Annotated in this window: 14 protein-coding genes; 9 read left to right on the forward strand and 5 right to left on the reverse strand. The window is 55.1% G+C overall.

Annotated features, from left to right (window positions below):
* Positions 1–183 precede the first annotated feature (183 nt).
* The 5 genes from ACR0IU_RS06420 to ACR0IU_RS06440 are packed head-to-tail and all read right to left on the reverse strand — an operon-like array spanning position 184 to position 3,449.
* On the reverse strand, positions 184–1,560 hold the full coding sequence (locus tag ACR0IU_RS06420; protein ID WP_480715666.1) for a DUF4384 domain-containing protein: 1,377 nt from the start codon (positions 1,558–1,560) through the stop codon (positions 184–186).
* The gene (locus tag ACR0IU_RS06425) at positions 1,557–1,967 is read right to left on the reverse strand and encodes an ExbD/TolR family protein (protein ID WP_480715667.1); all 411 of its coding nucleotides are present in this window, start codon (positions 1,965–1,967) and stop codon (positions 1,557–1,559) included. Before ACR0IU_RS06425 ends, ACR0IU_RS06420 begins: the two co-directional genes overlap by 4 nt.
* Positions 1,964–2,398: an ExbD/TolR family protein gene (locus tag ACR0IU_RS06430; RefSeq protein ID WP_480715668.1), complete on the reverse strand. Its 435-nt coding sequence runs from the start codon at positions 2,396–2,398 to the stop codon at positions 1,964–1,966. The genes ACR0IU_RS06425 and ACR0IU_RS06430 overlap by 4 nt, the downstream gene beginning before the upstream one ends.
* A 10-nt stretch (positions 2,399–2,408) precedes the next feature.
* Positions 2,409–3,029, reverse strand: coding sequence for a MotA/TolQ/ExbB proton channel family protein (locus tag ACR0IU_RS06435; RefSeq protein ID WP_170472021.1), 621 nt, complete (start codon positions 3,027–3,029; stop codon positions 2,409–2,411).
* A 3-nt stretch (positions 3,030–3,032) separates the two neighbouring features.
* The gene (locus ACR0IU_RS06440) at positions 3,033–3,449 is read right to left on the reverse strand and encodes a hypothetical protein (RefSeq protein WP_480715669.1); all 417 of its coding nucleotides are present in this window, start codon (positions 3,447–3,449) and stop codon (positions 3,033–3,035) included.
* 414 nt (positions 3,450–3,863) lie between these two features.
* Between ACR0IU_RS06440 and tssA the strand changes: the two genes are divergently transcribed.
* The 9 genes from tssA (at position 3,864) to tssH (ending at position 14,610) form a co-directional block, all read left to right on the forward strand.
* Positions 3,864–4,901 carry a type VI secretion system protein TssA gene (gene tssA, locus ACR0IU_RS06445; RefSeq protein WP_480715670.1) on the forward strand — a complete coding sequence of 346 codons (1,038 nt, stop codon included), beginning with the start codon at positions 3,864–3,866 and terminating at the stop codon, positions 4,899–4,901.
* Positions 4,902–4,971: 70 nt separating this feature from the next.
* A complete protein-coding gene (gene tssB, locus ACR0IU_RS06450; protein ID WP_010443394.1) occupies positions 4,972–5,487 on the forward strand; it encodes a type VI secretion system contractile sheath small subunit in 516 nt (171 codons plus the stop codon).
* Positions 5,488–5,490: 3 nt separating this feature from the next.
* Positions 5,491–6,987, forward strand: a complete 1,497-nt coding sequence (gene tssC / locus ACR0IU_RS06455) for a type VI secretion system contractile sheath large subunit (protein WP_010443395.1) — start codon at positions 5,491–5,493, stop codon at positions 6,985–6,987.
* Positions 6,988–7,085: 98 nt separating this feature from the next.
* Complete coding sequence (locus ACR0IU_RS06460) at positions 7,086–7,580, forward strand: Hcp family type VI secretion system effector (RefSeq protein ID WP_010443396.1); 495 nt, start codon at positions 7,086–7,088, stop codon at positions 7,578–7,580.
* Between the two features lie 85 nt (positions 7,581–7,665).
* Entirely contained in the window at positions 7,666–8,487 is an 822-nt protein-coding gene (locus tag ACR0IU_RS06465) for a type VI secretion system accessory protein TagJ (RefSeq protein ID WP_480715671.1), read from the forward strand.
* Positions 8,480–8,974 (forward strand): type VI secretion system baseplate subunit TssE, encoded by a 495-nt coding sequence (gene tssE / locus ACR0IU_RS06470; RefSeq protein ID WP_010443398.1) that lies wholly within the window; start codon positions 8,480–8,482, stop codon positions 8,972–8,974. The genes ACR0IU_RS06465 and tssE overlap by 8 nt, the downstream gene beginning before the upstream one ends.
* Positions 8,975–8,978: 4 nt before the next feature.
* Complete coding sequence (gene tssF, locus ACR0IU_RS06475; RefSeq protein WP_480715672.1) at positions 8,979–10,856, forward strand: type VI secretion system baseplate subunit TssF; 1,878 nt, start codon at positions 8,979–8,981, stop codon at positions 10,854–10,856.
* The gene (tssG, locus tag ACR0IU_RS06480) at positions 10,820–11,890 is read left to right on the forward strand and encodes a type VI secretion system baseplate subunit TssG (RefSeq protein WP_480715673.1); all 1,071 of its coding nucleotides are present in this window, start codon (positions 10,820–10,822) and stop codon (positions 11,888–11,890) included. Before tssF ends, tssG begins: the two co-directional genes overlap by 37 nt.
* Positions 11,891–11,892: 2 nt before the next feature.
* Complete coding sequence (tssH, locus tag ACR0IU_RS06485; RefSeq protein ID WP_480715674.1) at positions 11,893–14,610, forward strand: type VI secretion system ATPase TssH; 2,718 nt, start codon at positions 11,893–11,895, stop codon at positions 14,608–14,610.
* Positions 14,611–14,630 lie beyond the last annotated feature (20 nt).

Raw genomic sequence — 14,630 nt, forward strand, 5'->3', positions numbered from 1 at the left:
CCTAGGCTCAGACTGTAATCTGCATCACATCAGAAGTTATGTTGCAATCTTGCCGTGCAAACAGATCCGTGTTTTGCGGTGACAGCGAGTATCCGCGCACCTGCCAAGGCGTAGGTTTGTGGCAGATACGAAACATATCCATCGATATGTGCCTCAATTAACTCTTATGGAAAAAGACGATGTCTACCGCTCGGTCGTAGTGATGAAGAAGTAAACCCATTCTCCTTTGAAGTTCGGGTTGCTTTTGCGTGCTTCGGCAATTCGTGATTTCAGGAAATTCAGATATCCCACGGCAGGTTCAACCAACGGTCGATCGTCTTGATACAGCGGTTCCGACGCTGCGAAGGCGACGGCTATTTCCTGCCCATAAGGTGGCCCTATCGTAACAAAGAGGCCCGCGTCACCCTGTTTCGCTGCGCCGATCTGCAAAGCAGCGTTTGCAGGCGTTGGGGCCATTGGAGTTGACACGTTTGGCCTGAGGTGGATCACCTGACCTTCGGCATCGAAATAATCGACATAGACATAAGCGTCGTAATCCGCCCCAGTCAGGTCCAATATCAGCTGCTGTCCTTTAACATAGTGAAATTCGCGCGCATGAATGTCCTTTCCGATGAGAAGCGGATTGGTGATTTGATCTGTAGATTGCGGCAATCCGACATCCGCGATGCCACTGAGCGCGCCACATTGTGGGCGAGGTAGGATGTGAAGCTTGTCGTCAACCCGTATGTTGTTTCCCATTTGTGCCTGAAGGGCTGTCAGTACAGGATTGCGCAATCCGTCTTCGGGGATATGACCGATGACCTGCAATGTGTTGGTGTCGGGTTGAAATTGAACTTGCAACCGCGCACACGGGATTTGCGCCAGCAGCCCATCGATTCCATCCCGCAGATTCTGAGCGCTATTCCCGGCGTCTTCGGGTCGCATGAAACTTTGGATCGCCGCCAGAGAGACGGGGTCGATCGGTTCATTGCCCGTGGTTGAAAATACCTCGGACGCGTTGGTGGGAGGGATATCAGGGACTTTCTGCTTTAGGGCGTCGGGTTGGGGTCTAACAGGCTGGGCCAGTTCCTGTTTTGGAGGTTTGGGGGGCAAAGCTTGCAATTGCGGTGAGCTTGAAAGGATCGGATTCGCTTGCAAAGTAGCTGGGACCAACCGAGATGGTGACACTGCTGCGGCTTGTAAGGGCTGAGGTGCGCCGGTGACTTGCTGTATCGGCTTGGCCAAATTTTCAAGCGGTGCCAGAGCATCCGGTTTCGCCTGGGTTGCCGCAAGCGTCTGCTGTGGGAGTTGCTTCGAAGCTGCGGTCGATTGATGTATCGCGCTTTGATCCAGCTGCGCCCCAATTGCATCCGTTGTCGGCGCAGCCTCGACTTCCGGTCGTGCTTCGATAGCCTCGCTTTGTTTGACCTGATGGGCGGACAATTGCATCCGGGTCTCGGGCACGGGCTGCTCCGTCACCGGGTCTGGCTCAACACTCCAAATCAGGGCCAGAGCGCCGCCGACATGAAGGGCAAGCGAGCAGACTAACCCAACCCCCCATATGAACGGCCCCTTGATCACCGTGCAGGCCCCGGAGGTGTCACCACCAGAACTACGTCGCGTGCACCCATCGCCTCGAATTGGGCGATCCGGGGCAGGATGTCGCGTAATGCAGCGTCGCGATGCGCGTTGATCCGGATCAGAATGTCTGGATCGGCCTCCAGTTGGGACTGAATGCGCCGATCAATGTCTTGCAGAAATACCTCTTCGCCGTCTAGCGCCATCGTCCCATCGGCCGCTACGGATAACGTGATGCCTCCCGCTGGCATGTCCGCCCCGGTCAGGGCCGTTGGTGGGGTTACATCAAACGGCGCAGTGGCGTCCATGCGACCGATCAACATAAAAAAGACCAGCAGGAAGAACACCACATCGATCAGGGCGATGATCGTCTCGGGGTGATGGCGACGAGCAGGGCGAGATATCCTCACTGGCGGGCCTCCAGTCGGACCACGCGCATGTTCACGACCCCAGCGCTTGTGACAATATCCATGACAGTTACAAGCGACTGTAGTCGAGCACCTCCGGTCGGCAGTATGATGACCCGAAGCGCAGGGTTCCGATTAAGGCGGACTGTCAGCAAGCTGATCAGTTCGTCCCGGGTGAAATCCTTACCTTGATGAAAGGGGGAACCGTCTGTTCCGATGCGAATAAGCAGTGTTTCGGATACAGTTTCGGTTTTGGCTGCCTGCGAGGGGACCGGGCGGTTGGACTGTGCCAGCGCCGGAATCATGTCTAGGTTCAGATAAGTCGACGTGACCATGAAGAACACCAGCAGGATCAACATTACGTCGATCATCGGAACCAGAGAGATCAATGGCCGGGTCGGCTTGCGTCTGTTCAGGCTGATATCGCTGTACATCGAAGCGTCCTTAATGCGCGCCGCGCTCCTCAAGCACCATCAGATTGCCAACAGCGTTCTCTATGGACTGCGCCCCTGCTTCGGCACGTCCAGACAGCAAAGAGGCTCCGATGGCAGCTGGAATGGCGACCAACAACCCGGCAGCGGTCGTCAACAGCGCCTGCCAGATACCACCCGCCAGAACCGAGGCGTTAGCCGCACCCTGCGCCAGCTCCAATTCCTGAAACGACTGAATCATTCCGGTCACTGTGCCTAATAGCCCCAGCAAAGGTGAGATCATGGCGATTAATTCTAAAACGCGAATCCAGCTGTTCATTACGGCGAATTCTTGATTGCCGCGACGCGTCAGCTCGGCCATCAGCGCAGGCCCTTTGAAGCCATCGATAAGCGCTTGCATGGCATAGGCACAAACACGGTCCGCCGGTGATTTACCTGCGGCGACGGCCTGTTGCGCAGATTTTTTGTCTCCGACCGACCATTGGACAAATGCCGCGTCCCGAGCGGGCCCTCCAGCGCGTACCGGCGCGAGCCTGATAACCTTGACCACGATCACTGTCAGCGACAGCAAGGACAGTAGGCCAAGAAGGACGATGATTGGGCCTCCGGTGCCCAGATTTTCCAACCCCGGCATGGCTTATTGCGCCAGATTCGCTGTTGTCTTGCTGTCCAACGCTAATAGCGGGAAGCAATCCACAGGGTTTTCGTTCTGAGGTTTGCACGCGGGCAGGTCGTGTAAAAGCACCTCGGAAATATCTGAGCAATCAATCTCGGGAATCTCAAAGAGCTTTAGAACGGTCCGTTGTACCGGTAGGGGGGCTGCGTCGATGGACAGCAAGCGATCGATCACTCCGTCGCCGTCGAGGATCGCCAGTGACATTTCAAATTCTTCAAAGCTGTTACCGGTCTGGTTGCGAAACAAAAAGAAAGCACGGCAGCCCCCAGCCTCGCCAGTTTCAAACTTGTTCAACTCAATGGACAGTTTACCTTCGTTAGCCTGCGCCATCATGGCTGCAAGTGTCAGTGCAATGACTGCAAATATCCCTGTTTTCATTTTATTCCCGTTCTCGATTGCCGGTTTCTCCTAGTCGTCCGCAGGCGTCGTCTGTGAAGACGGTGTGCCAGGGTCCGCTCGATCGGGTTCGGACCTTTCATGATCATTGCAGCATCGGACTGCATGCGAGAAGAGGAAATTTTAGTCCTCGGCATCTAACTTCGTCTGCGAAACGAAAAAAGCGTGCCTTATCGACGTAGCGGCCAAACCATGTCGTAAAAAAAACGTATTTATTAGGTTTGACTTTGGGCCTGGTATGGGGCTGATTCATAACAATGACTGCGCGTAAAGCGCGAAATGTTTGCAAGCTTTGTCATCGTGTGAAGTAGTTCATATCGGTTGTCGGGAATATCACGTTAAGCGGTGCCAACAAACGGACAAGCGGCAGACAACCGCCACGTTATTGGGGAGAGTATGGAACTATCATCTTATCTGGAGCCTAGAAGCGAAGATCAGCCAAGTGGTGAAAACCTGGAATATGATCCGGCATTTACTGATCTTGAGATCGCGGCTCAGCCAGGGGAAGAACGTCAGATGGGCGACGAGGTCGTCGCCGCTGAAGAACAAGATTGGGCTGATGTCGAGGCCAAAGCGCTAGCGGTTATGGAACAGAGCCATGATTTGCGCGCCGCGATCTACCTGGCCGAAGCGGTTTTGCATACAAAGGGTCTTACTGAATTTTCAGCTTCGATAAATTACGTCAGATCTCTGCTGGATGAATTCTGGGATACTTGCCACCCTGAGTTGGACGAAGATGATGGCGACGCGACGATGCGGATCAACGCGGTGCGTGGTCTGGCCTCGACTGAACGTATGGTACGAGCGCTACGTCGCACTGGCTTGACGGAAAGCCGAACTTTCGGACGCATCACCCTACGTCATCTAGATGTTGTCGATGGCCGCATAAACATGCCGGCCGATCTGGACGACATCCCGGACGAAAACAGCGTTGCCGCCGCTTTCAAGGATACTGATGAAGAAACACTTTCCGCCAACGCGGAAGCGGTTGCATCAGCGCTTGAGAATGTAAACTCTATCGATGCTGTCTTTGCTGACAAGACCCCGGGAGAAGGCCCGAATCTGGACCCTTTGATTGACGCATTGAAGAGCATCAAGCAGGCGATGTCCCGTTACGCTGATGTCGGTGACACCGCAGATGACGACGTGGACGAAATGGATGCACCCGCGGCTAAATCAGGATCAAGACCAGCTGCTGCGCCCGCAGGCGGTGGTGCGGTCAACTCGCCCGAAGACGTTACCCGAATGTTGGAACGCATTATGGATTATTATGCGCGCTGCGAACCTTCCAGCCCGCTACCGATTTTGTTGGAACGGGCAAAGCGGCTTGTGAATGCAGATTTTATGACGATTATCGAAGATATGGCCAAAGAGGGTCTAGACGAAGTGCGCCAGATCGGCGGATTGAAAGATGATGATGACGATGGATTTTGATACGTTTCCGGCGATAGCGCTGGAACGTGGATCGAAACAAAAAGCTGACGGATGAGTCGAGGAGCAACAGATGGCTGACAGTTCACAAAAATTCATAGCCCGGAACAGGGCTCCGAGAGTTCAGATCGAATATGATGTCGAGCTTTATGGAGCCGAGAAGAAAGTACAGTTGCCGTTTGTCATGGGCGTCATGAGCGATCTGGCTGGCAAATCCGAGGTCGAGCAGCCCGCCGTTGCGGACCGGAAATTCCTGGAAATTGATGTAGACAATTTCGACGACCGGATGAAATCGATGGCGCCGCGCGCTGCGTTCACGGTGCCCAACACCCTGACAGGCGAAGGCAATCTGGCAGTAGATATCACCTTTGAAAGCATGGATGATTTCAGCCCGGCCGCGATCGCGGCCAAGGTCGAACCGCTGAAAGAGCTGTTGGATGCACGCACACAATTGTCCAACCTCATGACCTATATGGATGGCAAAACCGGGGCCGAGGATCTGATTTCAAAAATTATGCAGGATCCCAGCCTGCTAAAGACACTGGCAGCCCAGCCCAAGCCGGGCAACGACGCTGCTGAGGAGGAGTAAAAGATGGCCGATGAAGAAGCCAAGGTAGAAGCCGCCGAAGGCGCAACCGCATTTGGATCATCCGAGTTCGAAGCTCTGCTGACCAAGGAATTTCGCCCGAAATCGGACCAGGCCAAGACTGCCGTTGAAAGCGCAGTGAAGACACTGGCCGAACAGGCCCTGGCCAACACCGGCCTTATTTCGGACGATGCGCTGCGCTCGATCGAAGGCATCATTGCTGAAATCGACAAGAAGTTGACCGAACAGGTTAACCTGATCTTGCACCATGCCGATTTCCAGCAGATGGAAAGCGCGTGGCGTGGTCTGCACTATCTGGTGAACAACACCGAAACCGATGAGATGCTGAAAATCCGCGTGATGAACATCTCGAAAAAGGACATGCACAAGACTTTGCGCAAGTTCAAAGGTACCGCGTGGGATCAGTCGCCGATCTTCAAGAAGCTCTACGAAGAAGAGTTTGGCCAGTTTGGTGGTGAGCCTTATGGCTCATTGGTTGCAGACTATCATTTCGATCACAGCCCGCAGGATATCGAACTGTTGGGTGAAATGTCGAAGATTGCCGCTGCTGCCCATGCGCCGCTTATCACCGGTGCCAAGCCCAGCCTGTTCCAGATGGACAGCTGGTCAGAATTGGCTAACCCGCGCGACCTGACCAAGATCTTCCAGACCCCGGAATATGCTGCTTGGCGGTCTCTGCGTGAAAGTGAAGATTCCAAATATGTGGGCCTGGCCATGCCGCGCTTCTTGGGGCGTCTGCCTTATGGTTCCAAAACCGAACCGGTCGAGGAGTTCGCCTTTGAGGAAGACACCACCGGTGCGAATAGCGACAGCTATAGCTGGGTGAATGCGGCCTATGGCATGGCGGTAAACATCAATCGGTCTTTCAAGGAATATGGTTGGTGCTCGCGGATCCGCGGTGTGGAAAGCGGCGGTACCGTTGAGGGCCTGCCAGCGCACACCTTCCCGACCGACGACGGTGGCGTTGACATGAAATGCCCAACCGAGATTGCGATTTCGGACCGGCGCGAAGCGGAACTGGCCAAGAATGGCATGATGCCGTTGATCCACCGTAAAAACAGCGACGCTGCCACCTTCATCGGTGCGCAATCGCTGCATAAACCCGCCGAGTATGACGATGCTGACGCGACCGCGAACGCCAATCTGGCTGCTCGTCTGCCATATCTGTTTGCGACCTGCCGGTTTGCTCACTACCTAAAATGCATGGTGCGGGACAAAGTTGGTTCGTTCAAAAGCCGTCAGGATATGGAATCCTGGTTGCAGGACTGGATCAACCAGTATGTTGACTTCAACGCTGATATTTCTGCTGAAGCTGAGAAGGCGCGCAAACCGCTGGCTTCCGCCGAGGTTGTTGTTGAGGACGTAGAAGGGAACCCCGGATACTACACGTCCAAGTTTTTCTTACGCCCACACTACCAGCTTGAGGGGCTATCGGTGTCTCTGCGCCTAGTTTCGAAACTTCCGTCGGAAAAAGCCGGTTAAACCGAAAAAAAAATGTGGCGGCGGGTGAAGTGCTTCACTGCCGCCATTTCAAACCTCGAATATCTCAGTGTCATCATTAGCCCTTGAAGGAAGGTAAAATGGAAAACGTATTCATCAAGATGGACTTCCCCGGTGAGGCCAGGGAAAAACAACATACCGATTGGATCGCTTGTAAAGAGATCAGCTGGGAGGTCGCGCGCACCCTGGATATGGGCGACATGGGCACCACCCAGCGTGGTTATGCGAATGCAAATTTCGGCAAAGTCACGCTGAGCACCGAGCTCAGCAAAGCCTCGGCAAAACTCATGACCTATGTTGCTTCGGGCAAGTCCAACGGTGAGATGACCATTCATCTGTGCCGTTCCGGTGATGATGAAAAGAAAGGAATGGAGCCATATCTGATCTTCACACTGCGTGATGCCATCGTTGACAGCTATTCTGTGTCTGGCGGCGAAGAATCGATTCCATCAGAACAGTGGACCGTCGCGTATCGCGGCATCTCGATCAAGTACAAGATCGCCGATTTCAAAACCGGCAAGCTCAGCGACTGCAACGAGTTCAAGTGGAATCTGGAAACCGGCGACGTCAGCTGATTTTTGGAGAAAAAAATTGGCCTTGGCGGTATATTCCCCGCCAAGGCTGTTTCCTTTTTTAACATCCTGACGACGCGAGGGCTTCATGACGCCAGAAGAACATCTAAGAACAGGCGATCTGACTGCCACGCTAACTGCGCTGCAAGATAAAATCCGGGCAAATCCAGCCGATGCAAAGCTACGAATTTTCCTGTTTCAATTACTTTGCGTCATGGGTGATTGGAAACGCGCGATCACTCAACTGAAGCTGAGCGCGGAAATGGATGAGGCGGCCACAATGATGGCCAAGACCTATCGCGAGGCCATCATTTGCGAAGTGTATCGCGAAAAGGTCTTTGCGGCCGAGAAAACTCCGATGATCTTTGGCGAGCCCGAAGAATGGCTGGCGCATCTGATTGAAGCCCAGAAGTTGACCGCGGGTGGGAACCTTGAACAAGCTGCCGAGATGCGGGCGAAAGCCTTCGACGCGGCCCCCGCAACGTCAGGTACCGTGAATGGCGAAACGTTCGAATGGATCGCGGATGCTGACATGCGTCTGGGTCCGGTGCTGGAGGTTATTGTGAACGGGCGCTATTTCTGGCTCCCGTTTGCTCAGATTGCTCGACTTGAAATCGAACCACCCAGCGACCTGCGTGACGCCGTCTGGACGGCCTGCACTTTGACTGTTGCCAGTGGTGGAGAAATTGCGGCGTTGATCCCTACCCGATACCCGGGCACGACAGAACACGGAGACGATGCCGCTCGGTTGGCGCGCGCGACAAGTTGGGTCGATGCGGGATCTGATACCTTTACCGGCCTGGGTCAGCGCATACTGACCACGGACAAATCCGATATTGCTTTGTTGGATGTGCGCGAATTGGTACTGAACGTGGCCGCCGCGGCCGGGGAAACGGCGGGAGATGGCTGAGAAGACCCTTGCCGAACGCTTGCAGCCTTCGCTTCTGGATCGGCTGACGGACGACGCGCCGGATCAGAAAAAGGAAGGGCGCGACTCTCGTGTGATCGACGTGGGCCGCCTGAGAGAAATCATTCAGCGTGATCTGTCCTTGTTGCTCAATACCACAGATCAATCCGATCTGATTGACGAAGATACTTATCCCTACGCGTCGAAATCTGTTCTAAATTACGGCATCCGCGAAAGCTCGGGGTCGTTTTCAACACTGCGACAAGCCCAGCGAATCCAACGCTCTATCGCGGATTCGATCGAGGTATTCGAACCTCGTATTATGAAGGGCTCGGTCTCGGTTGATTTGCGGTCCGAAAAAGGATCGGGCGAAATGCATGTAGAATACGATATTCGCGCTGTAATGTGGGCTCAGCCGATGCCTTTGGAGCTCTACCTACGCAGTCGCGTTGATATTACGACCGGCGAAGTCGCGATCGAGCGGAGTTAGTGCGATGGATACCCGCCTGCTCAAACACTACGAAACTGAACTTGCCTTTCTTCGCGAAATGGGGGCAGAGTTCGCTGCCGCTTATCCCAAGATCGCGTCCCGTCTGGGGATGGAAGGGATCGAAGTTGTCGATCCCTATGTAGAACGCCTGCTAGAGGGTAGCGCTTTTCTGGCGGCGCGCGTGCAGTTGGAACTGGAAATGCAGTTCCCGACATTCACGTCGAACCTTCTGGAAATTGTCTATCCGCATTATCTGGCGCCGACTCCATCCATGATGATTGCGCAGTTTGAACCGGACGTTGGTAATGCCGCCCTCAAAGAGGGCTATACGATTCCACGTGGTGCGACGTTGCGTTCATACTTGGCGGAGGGAGAGCAGACCGCGTGTGAATTCAGGACCTCGGCCGACATGACACTGTGGCCGATTGAGATTACCGAAGCCGAATACATTGACGGGCGCGGTGAACTGGTCGCAGCAGGTGTGGCCAAGGAAACTGACGCCCGGGCTGGCATCCGGTTGCGTTTGAGACGCACCGACGGCGAACCTATGGCAGAACTGGGTTTGGACGATCTTGTGCTGCATCTGGACACCCAGAGCGGCAAGGCATGGGCGCTTCATGAATTGCTGGCGACTCAATGCGTAGGCCTGACAGGGCGGTCGACAGATCGGCGTGCGGACTGGACCGTTCGCCTAAACCAGGCAGATGTTATCCCTAAAGGGTTCGAGCCTGACGAAGCTTTGCTGCCGACACCGCGCCAATCCTTTGACGGCTATCGTCTGTTGCAGGAATATTTCGCAATGCCCGAACGTTTCCTGTTCGTCGAATTGACCGGCTTGCAACAGGCTTTGAAACAGTCGGCGGGCAGTGATGTTGATATTTATATCCTGCTGCAGGACGGGATGCGCGATGTCGCTCCGGCGGTTACGCCTGCGGCATTTGCGCTGAACACAGTTCCGGCTGTCAATCTGTTTCACCGCCGATGTGACCGGGTTCATATCACGCAAATGGACGCCGAGCACCATGTTGTGCCGAACCGGACAGCTGGTTTGGATTATGAGATATTTTCGATTGATCGCGTGACCGGGATTCAGTCCGATGAAGAAGGGGACATTCCTTTCCGCCCGTTCTACAGCGACACCGATCTGACAGCTGCGGGCGATAACCACTCGGCCTATTACACGGTCAAGCGTCGGATGCGGCAACGGAATGAAAAAGAACGGTTGCGCGGAGTTCGCACATCTTATCTGGGCTCTGAAGTGTATCTGACGCTGGTAGATCGGGCTCAGGCTCCTTACCCCGGATCGCTTGACCAGTTGGCGGTTGAGGCGCTGTGCTCGAACCGGGATCTTCCTATGCTGCTTGCGGCGGGAGGGACAGATGTGTTCCATTTGCCAGAAGGTGGGCCAGTAAAATCGGTACGCACACCCGTAACCCCAACTCGACCTCATGCGACGTTGGCTCAGGGGGATGCAGCCTGGAAATTAATCAGCCATTTGAGTCTGAACTATCTTTCGATCTCTGGTGATGGCGCGGAAGGCGGTGCAGGCGCGCTGCGCGAGTTGTTGGGGATCTATGCTCCTCTGGGAAATCGGGTGACCGAAAAACAGTTGGAAGGCGTGGCGTCTGTTACCAGTCGCCCAATCGTGCGTCGGATGAGCGACGAAGTGCTCAGCACAGCCGTGCGCGGTCTGGAGATCACGTTGGGGTTTGATGAAAGCTTTTACGAAGGCACCAGCGTATATGTTCTGGGTGCCGTGCTTGAACGGTTCTTCCGTAAATATACGACGATCAACAGTTTCACGGAAACCGTTCTGAAAACCGAAAGACGAGGAGAGATTGCCAGATGGCGACCAGCAGCCGGCCTGGGCAGGATCATTTGAGCCTGCTTGCCGCGCTGGCGGCAGACCCTGAAAGGCATCATGTCTTTCAGGCACTTCGGGTGATCGAGGCGCATTATTCCGATGCACCGAGGTTGGGCGAATCCCGCCGTCCGCGCGAAGACAAAGTGCGGTTGGGGCAGGATGTGTCACTGGCCTTTCCTCCCAATACTCTAACCCGTTTTGAACCGGCGTCAGAAAACGCACCCGGCAAGCTGAACAACCTATTCTTTGGATTCTTCGGCCCGCAAGGCCCTTTGCCGTTGCACTTGACGGAATTTGCCCGCGACCGGCAACGTAATCACCGCGATCCTACTTTTGTCGCTTTTGCCGACATGCTGACGCACCGAATGATGAGCTTGCTGTACCGCGCATGGTCAGCAGCCGAACCGGCCCCCAGCTTTGATCGTGGGGATGATCCGTTCGAACAGCGGGTGGCTGCTTTGGCCGGTTTTAAAGGGCAGTCGTTCGTAGATCGCGATGCGATGTCGGACATTCTACGCCGATTTTTCGCTGGGCATCTGGGATCGGGCACCAAGACAGCTGAAGGTCTAATCGCGATACTGTCCGACTATTTCGGCGTCGAGGCACACATCCAACAATTTGTAGGATCCTGGTTGGAACTTGAGCCCGATGATACCTGGCAACTGGGTGGGCCCGCTCGTCTGGGACAGTCAACCAGCATCGGGAGCCGGGTTTGGTCTCGGTCGGCCAAATTTCGAATCCGGATAGGGCCGGTTTCACTAGAAGACTACAAACGCCTGCTTCCCGGCGGCCTGTCGCAGCAGCGGTTAGAGGCGATCCTACGCACCTATGTCGGCGACACTCTGGATTGGGAGATCAATCTGGTTCTGGCCGGTGACGAAGTGCCCCGCGCATCGCTGGGCGGCACGACGCAGCTGGGTCACACAAGCTGGATCAAAAGCCGCAATGAAGCGGACACAACCCAGCCGGATGCAGATGATCTGATTCTGTACCCCGGCTACACGACACAAGAATTCGAGGCCAAAGAACTGGCACCCAACGAGAGGTATTGAATATGACGGAAATCAGCCGTGTTTCGCTTTTCGGCAAGCTAAACAAGCTGGGCTATCAAGCGATCGAAGGGGCCACTGTATTTTGCAAGATGCGCGGCAATCCTTATGTCGAGATCCAGCATTGGTTGCATCAAATCCTTAATGGCCAAGACAGCGACATTCACCGGATCATCCAGCACTATAATCTGGATCCGGGCAAGATCGCGTCGGAACTGACCCGCAGTCTGGATATGCTGCCGCGCGGGGCGTCCTCGATCTCGGACCTCTCCGACCATCTAATGGATGCGATGGAACGCGGCTGGGTCTGGGGTTCGCTTTTATACTCCGATAGCAAAGTACGCACGGGTTATCTGATTTTGGGCATGCTCAAGACGCCCGCGCTGCGCAATATTCTGGGCAGTATGTCGCCCGAGCTTGCGAAGATAGGCGCGGATGATCTGGCCGACAGCTTTGCCGAGGCCACAGATGGTTCTCCTGAGGATACGTTGGGCGCACAGGATGGTTCCAATGTTGGGGGTGGGGCCGAACCTGGTGAGGCCAGCAGTGCGATGGCACCCGGCGCGATGGGTAAAGGTGAGGCATTGGAGCAGTTCTGCACTGACCTGACTGAACAGGCGCGCAACGGCGAGATCGATCCGATTGTGGGTCGCGATGAGGAAATCCGGCAGATCGTCGATGTGTTAATGCGCCGCCGTCAGAACAACCCGATTTTAACTGGTGAGGCTGGCGTCGGTAAAACGGCGGTGGTTGAAGGGTTTGCGCTGCGGATTGCACGTGGTGACGTGCCACCGGCATTGAAGGATGTGCGCTTACTGGTGTTGGATGTGGGTCTATTACAGGCTGGGGCTTCGATGAAGGGTGAGTTCGAAAACCGCCTGCGTCAGGTGATTGACGAGGTGCAGGCCAGCCCGACGCCGATCGTAATGTTTGTTGATGAAACGCATACATTGGTTGGTGCTGGTGGTGCCGCAGGGACAGGAGATGCGGCTAACCTTCTGAAACCAGCGCTCGCGCGTGGTACATTGCGTACAATCGGCGCGACAACATGGGCTGAGTACAAGAAATACATTGAGAAAGACCCGGCCCTGACCCGGCGTTTTCAGGTCGTGCATGTTGAAGAGCCAGATATTCCAAAAGCTGTCCTGATGATGCGCGGTATCGCCTCGATGCTGGAGAAACACCATCGTGTGCAAGTTCTGGACGAAGGGATCGAGGCGGCGGTGACGCTATCGGCTCGCTACATCCCCGCGCGTCAGTTGCCCGACAAATCAGTCAGCCTTCTGGACACCGCCTGTGCCCGCGTTGCGGTATCCCAGCACGCGGTTCCGGCGGAAGTCGACGACAGCCAAAGGCGGATCGAGGCATTGACGACTGAGTTAGAAATCATCGAGCGGGATGAGACAGCAGGGTATGACGTAGCCGAGCGGCGCGAAGCGGTGAATGCCGCGAAAGTGGCTGAGGAAGCGCGACTGGCAGAATTGACTGGACGTTGGGACGCCGAGAAAAAGGTGGTCGAAGAAATTCTCGACCTGCGTGCCAAGCTGCGCGAGGGTGGTCAGGAGGTTGAAGGAACTGGAACAGCCGAGGGTGAAGCCGCGACCGATGAAGCCCCGGATACGCAACCCATCGACCGGGAGGCACTGCTGGCCGAATTGAAGGCCAAGAATGCAGAACTGGAAAAGTTACAAGGTGATATCCCGCTGATCCTGCCCATCGTCGATCATCAGGCGGTGGCCAGCGTCGTCGGTGACTGGACAGGTATCCCCGTCGGCCGCATGGTCAAAGACGAAATCGAGACCATTCTGAATCTCGAAGAACGCCTGGCCAAGCGTGTGATTGGTCAGGACCACGCGATGAAGATGATCGCCAAGCGGGTTCAAACCAGCCGTGCGGGACTGGACAATCCGAACAAACCGATCGGTGTGTTCATGCTCGCAGGTACCAGTGGTGTTGGCAAAACGGAAACCGCGCTGGCACTGGCCGAGGTTTTGTACGGTGGTGAACAGAACGTCATTACGATCAACATGTCCGAATATCAGGAAGCTCATACCGTCAGCAGTTTGAAAGGGGCACCTCCGGGTTATGTCGGCTACGGCGAGGGCGGTGTGCTGACCGAAGCGGTAAGACGCAAACCGTATTCGGTTGTTCTGTTGGATGAGGTCGAAAAAGCGCATCCTGATGTACACGAAATTTTCTTTCAGGTCTTCGACAAGGGCGTGATGGAAGATGGCGAGGGTCGCGTAATTGATTTCAAGAATACTCTGATTCTGCTGACTTCGAATGTCGGGACCGAGATGATCATGGATATGTGTGCGGACCCCGACTTGATGCCCGACCCCGAGGGGATGGCCAAAGCGCTGCGTGATCCGCTGCTCAAGGTTTTCCCGCCCGCGCTTTTGGGACGTTTGGTCACGATCCCCTACTACCCGCTGAGCCCTGAAATGTTGGGCGAGATCACCAAACTGCAACTGGGCCGGATCAAAAAACGTGTTCAGGACGCTCATGGCGTGCCCTTCGAATACTCTGACTCAGTGGTCGAAGAGATCGTCAATCGTTGCCAGGAATTGGACAGCGGAGGCCGCATGATCGACGCGATTGTGACCAATACGATGCTGCCTGATATCTCGGCTGAGTTCCTTCGTCGTATGATGGAAGGGCACGAAGTTTCAAAAGTGGTGATCGAGGTCACAGACGGCGAATTCACTTATGGGTTTGACTGACAAAGGCCGCCATTCGGACG

The sequence above is a fragment of the Ruegeria sp. CL5 genome (assembly GCF_056536485.1).

What these genes read in the sequence shown, in the direction of transcription:
- ACR0IU_RS06435 (WP_170472021.1), bottom strand. Translation starts at nt 3,029, where the DNA reads ATGCCGGGGTTGGAAAATCTGGGCACCGGAGGCCCAATCATCGTCCTT.
- ACR0IU_RS06460 (WP_010443396.1), top strand. Translation starts at nt 7,086, where the DNA reads ATGGAAAACGTATTCATCAAGATGGACTTCCCCGGTGAGGCCAGGGAA.
- tssH (WP_480715674.1), top strand. Translation starts at nt 11,893, where the DNA reads ATGACGGAAATCAGCCGTGTTTCGCTTTTCGGCAAGCTAAACAAGCTG.
- tssA (WP_480715670.1), top strand. Translation starts at nt 3,864, where the DNA reads ATGGAACTATCATCTTATCTGGAGCCTAGAAGCGAAGATCAGCCAAGT.
- ACR0IU_RS06430 (WP_480715668.1), bottom strand. Translation starts at nt 2,398, where the DNA reads ATGTACAGCGATATCAGCCTGAACAGACGCAAGCCGACCCGGCCATTG.
- ACR0IU_RS06465 (WP_480715671.1), top strand. Translation starts at nt 7,666, where the DNA reads ATGACGCCAGAAGAACATCTAAGAACAGGCGATCTGACTGCCACGCTA.
- tssF (WP_480715672.1), top strand. Translation starts at nt 8,979, where the DNA reads ATGGATACCCGCCTGCTCAAACACTACGAAACTGAACTTGCCTTTCTT.
- tssC (WP_010443395.1), top strand. Translation starts at nt 5,491, where the DNA reads ATGGCCGATGAAGAAGCCAAGGTAGAAGCCGCCGAAGGCGCAACCGCA.
- ACR0IU_RS06440 (WP_480715669.1), bottom strand. Translation starts at nt 3,449, where the DNA reads ATGAAAACAGGGATATTTGCAGTCATTGCACTGACACTTGCAGCCATG.
- tssG (WP_480715673.1), top strand. Translation starts at nt 10,820, where the DNA reads ATGGCGACCAGCAGCCGGCCTGGGCAGGATCATTTGAGCCTGCTTGCC.
- tssE (WP_010443398.1), top strand. Translation starts at nt 8,480, where the DNA reads ATGGCTGAGAAGACCCTTGCCGAACGCTTGCAGCCTTCGCTTCTGGAT.
- tssB (WP_010443394.1), top strand. Translation starts at nt 4,972, where the DNA reads ATGGCTGACAGTTCACAAAAATTCATAGCCCGGAACAGGGCTCCGAGA.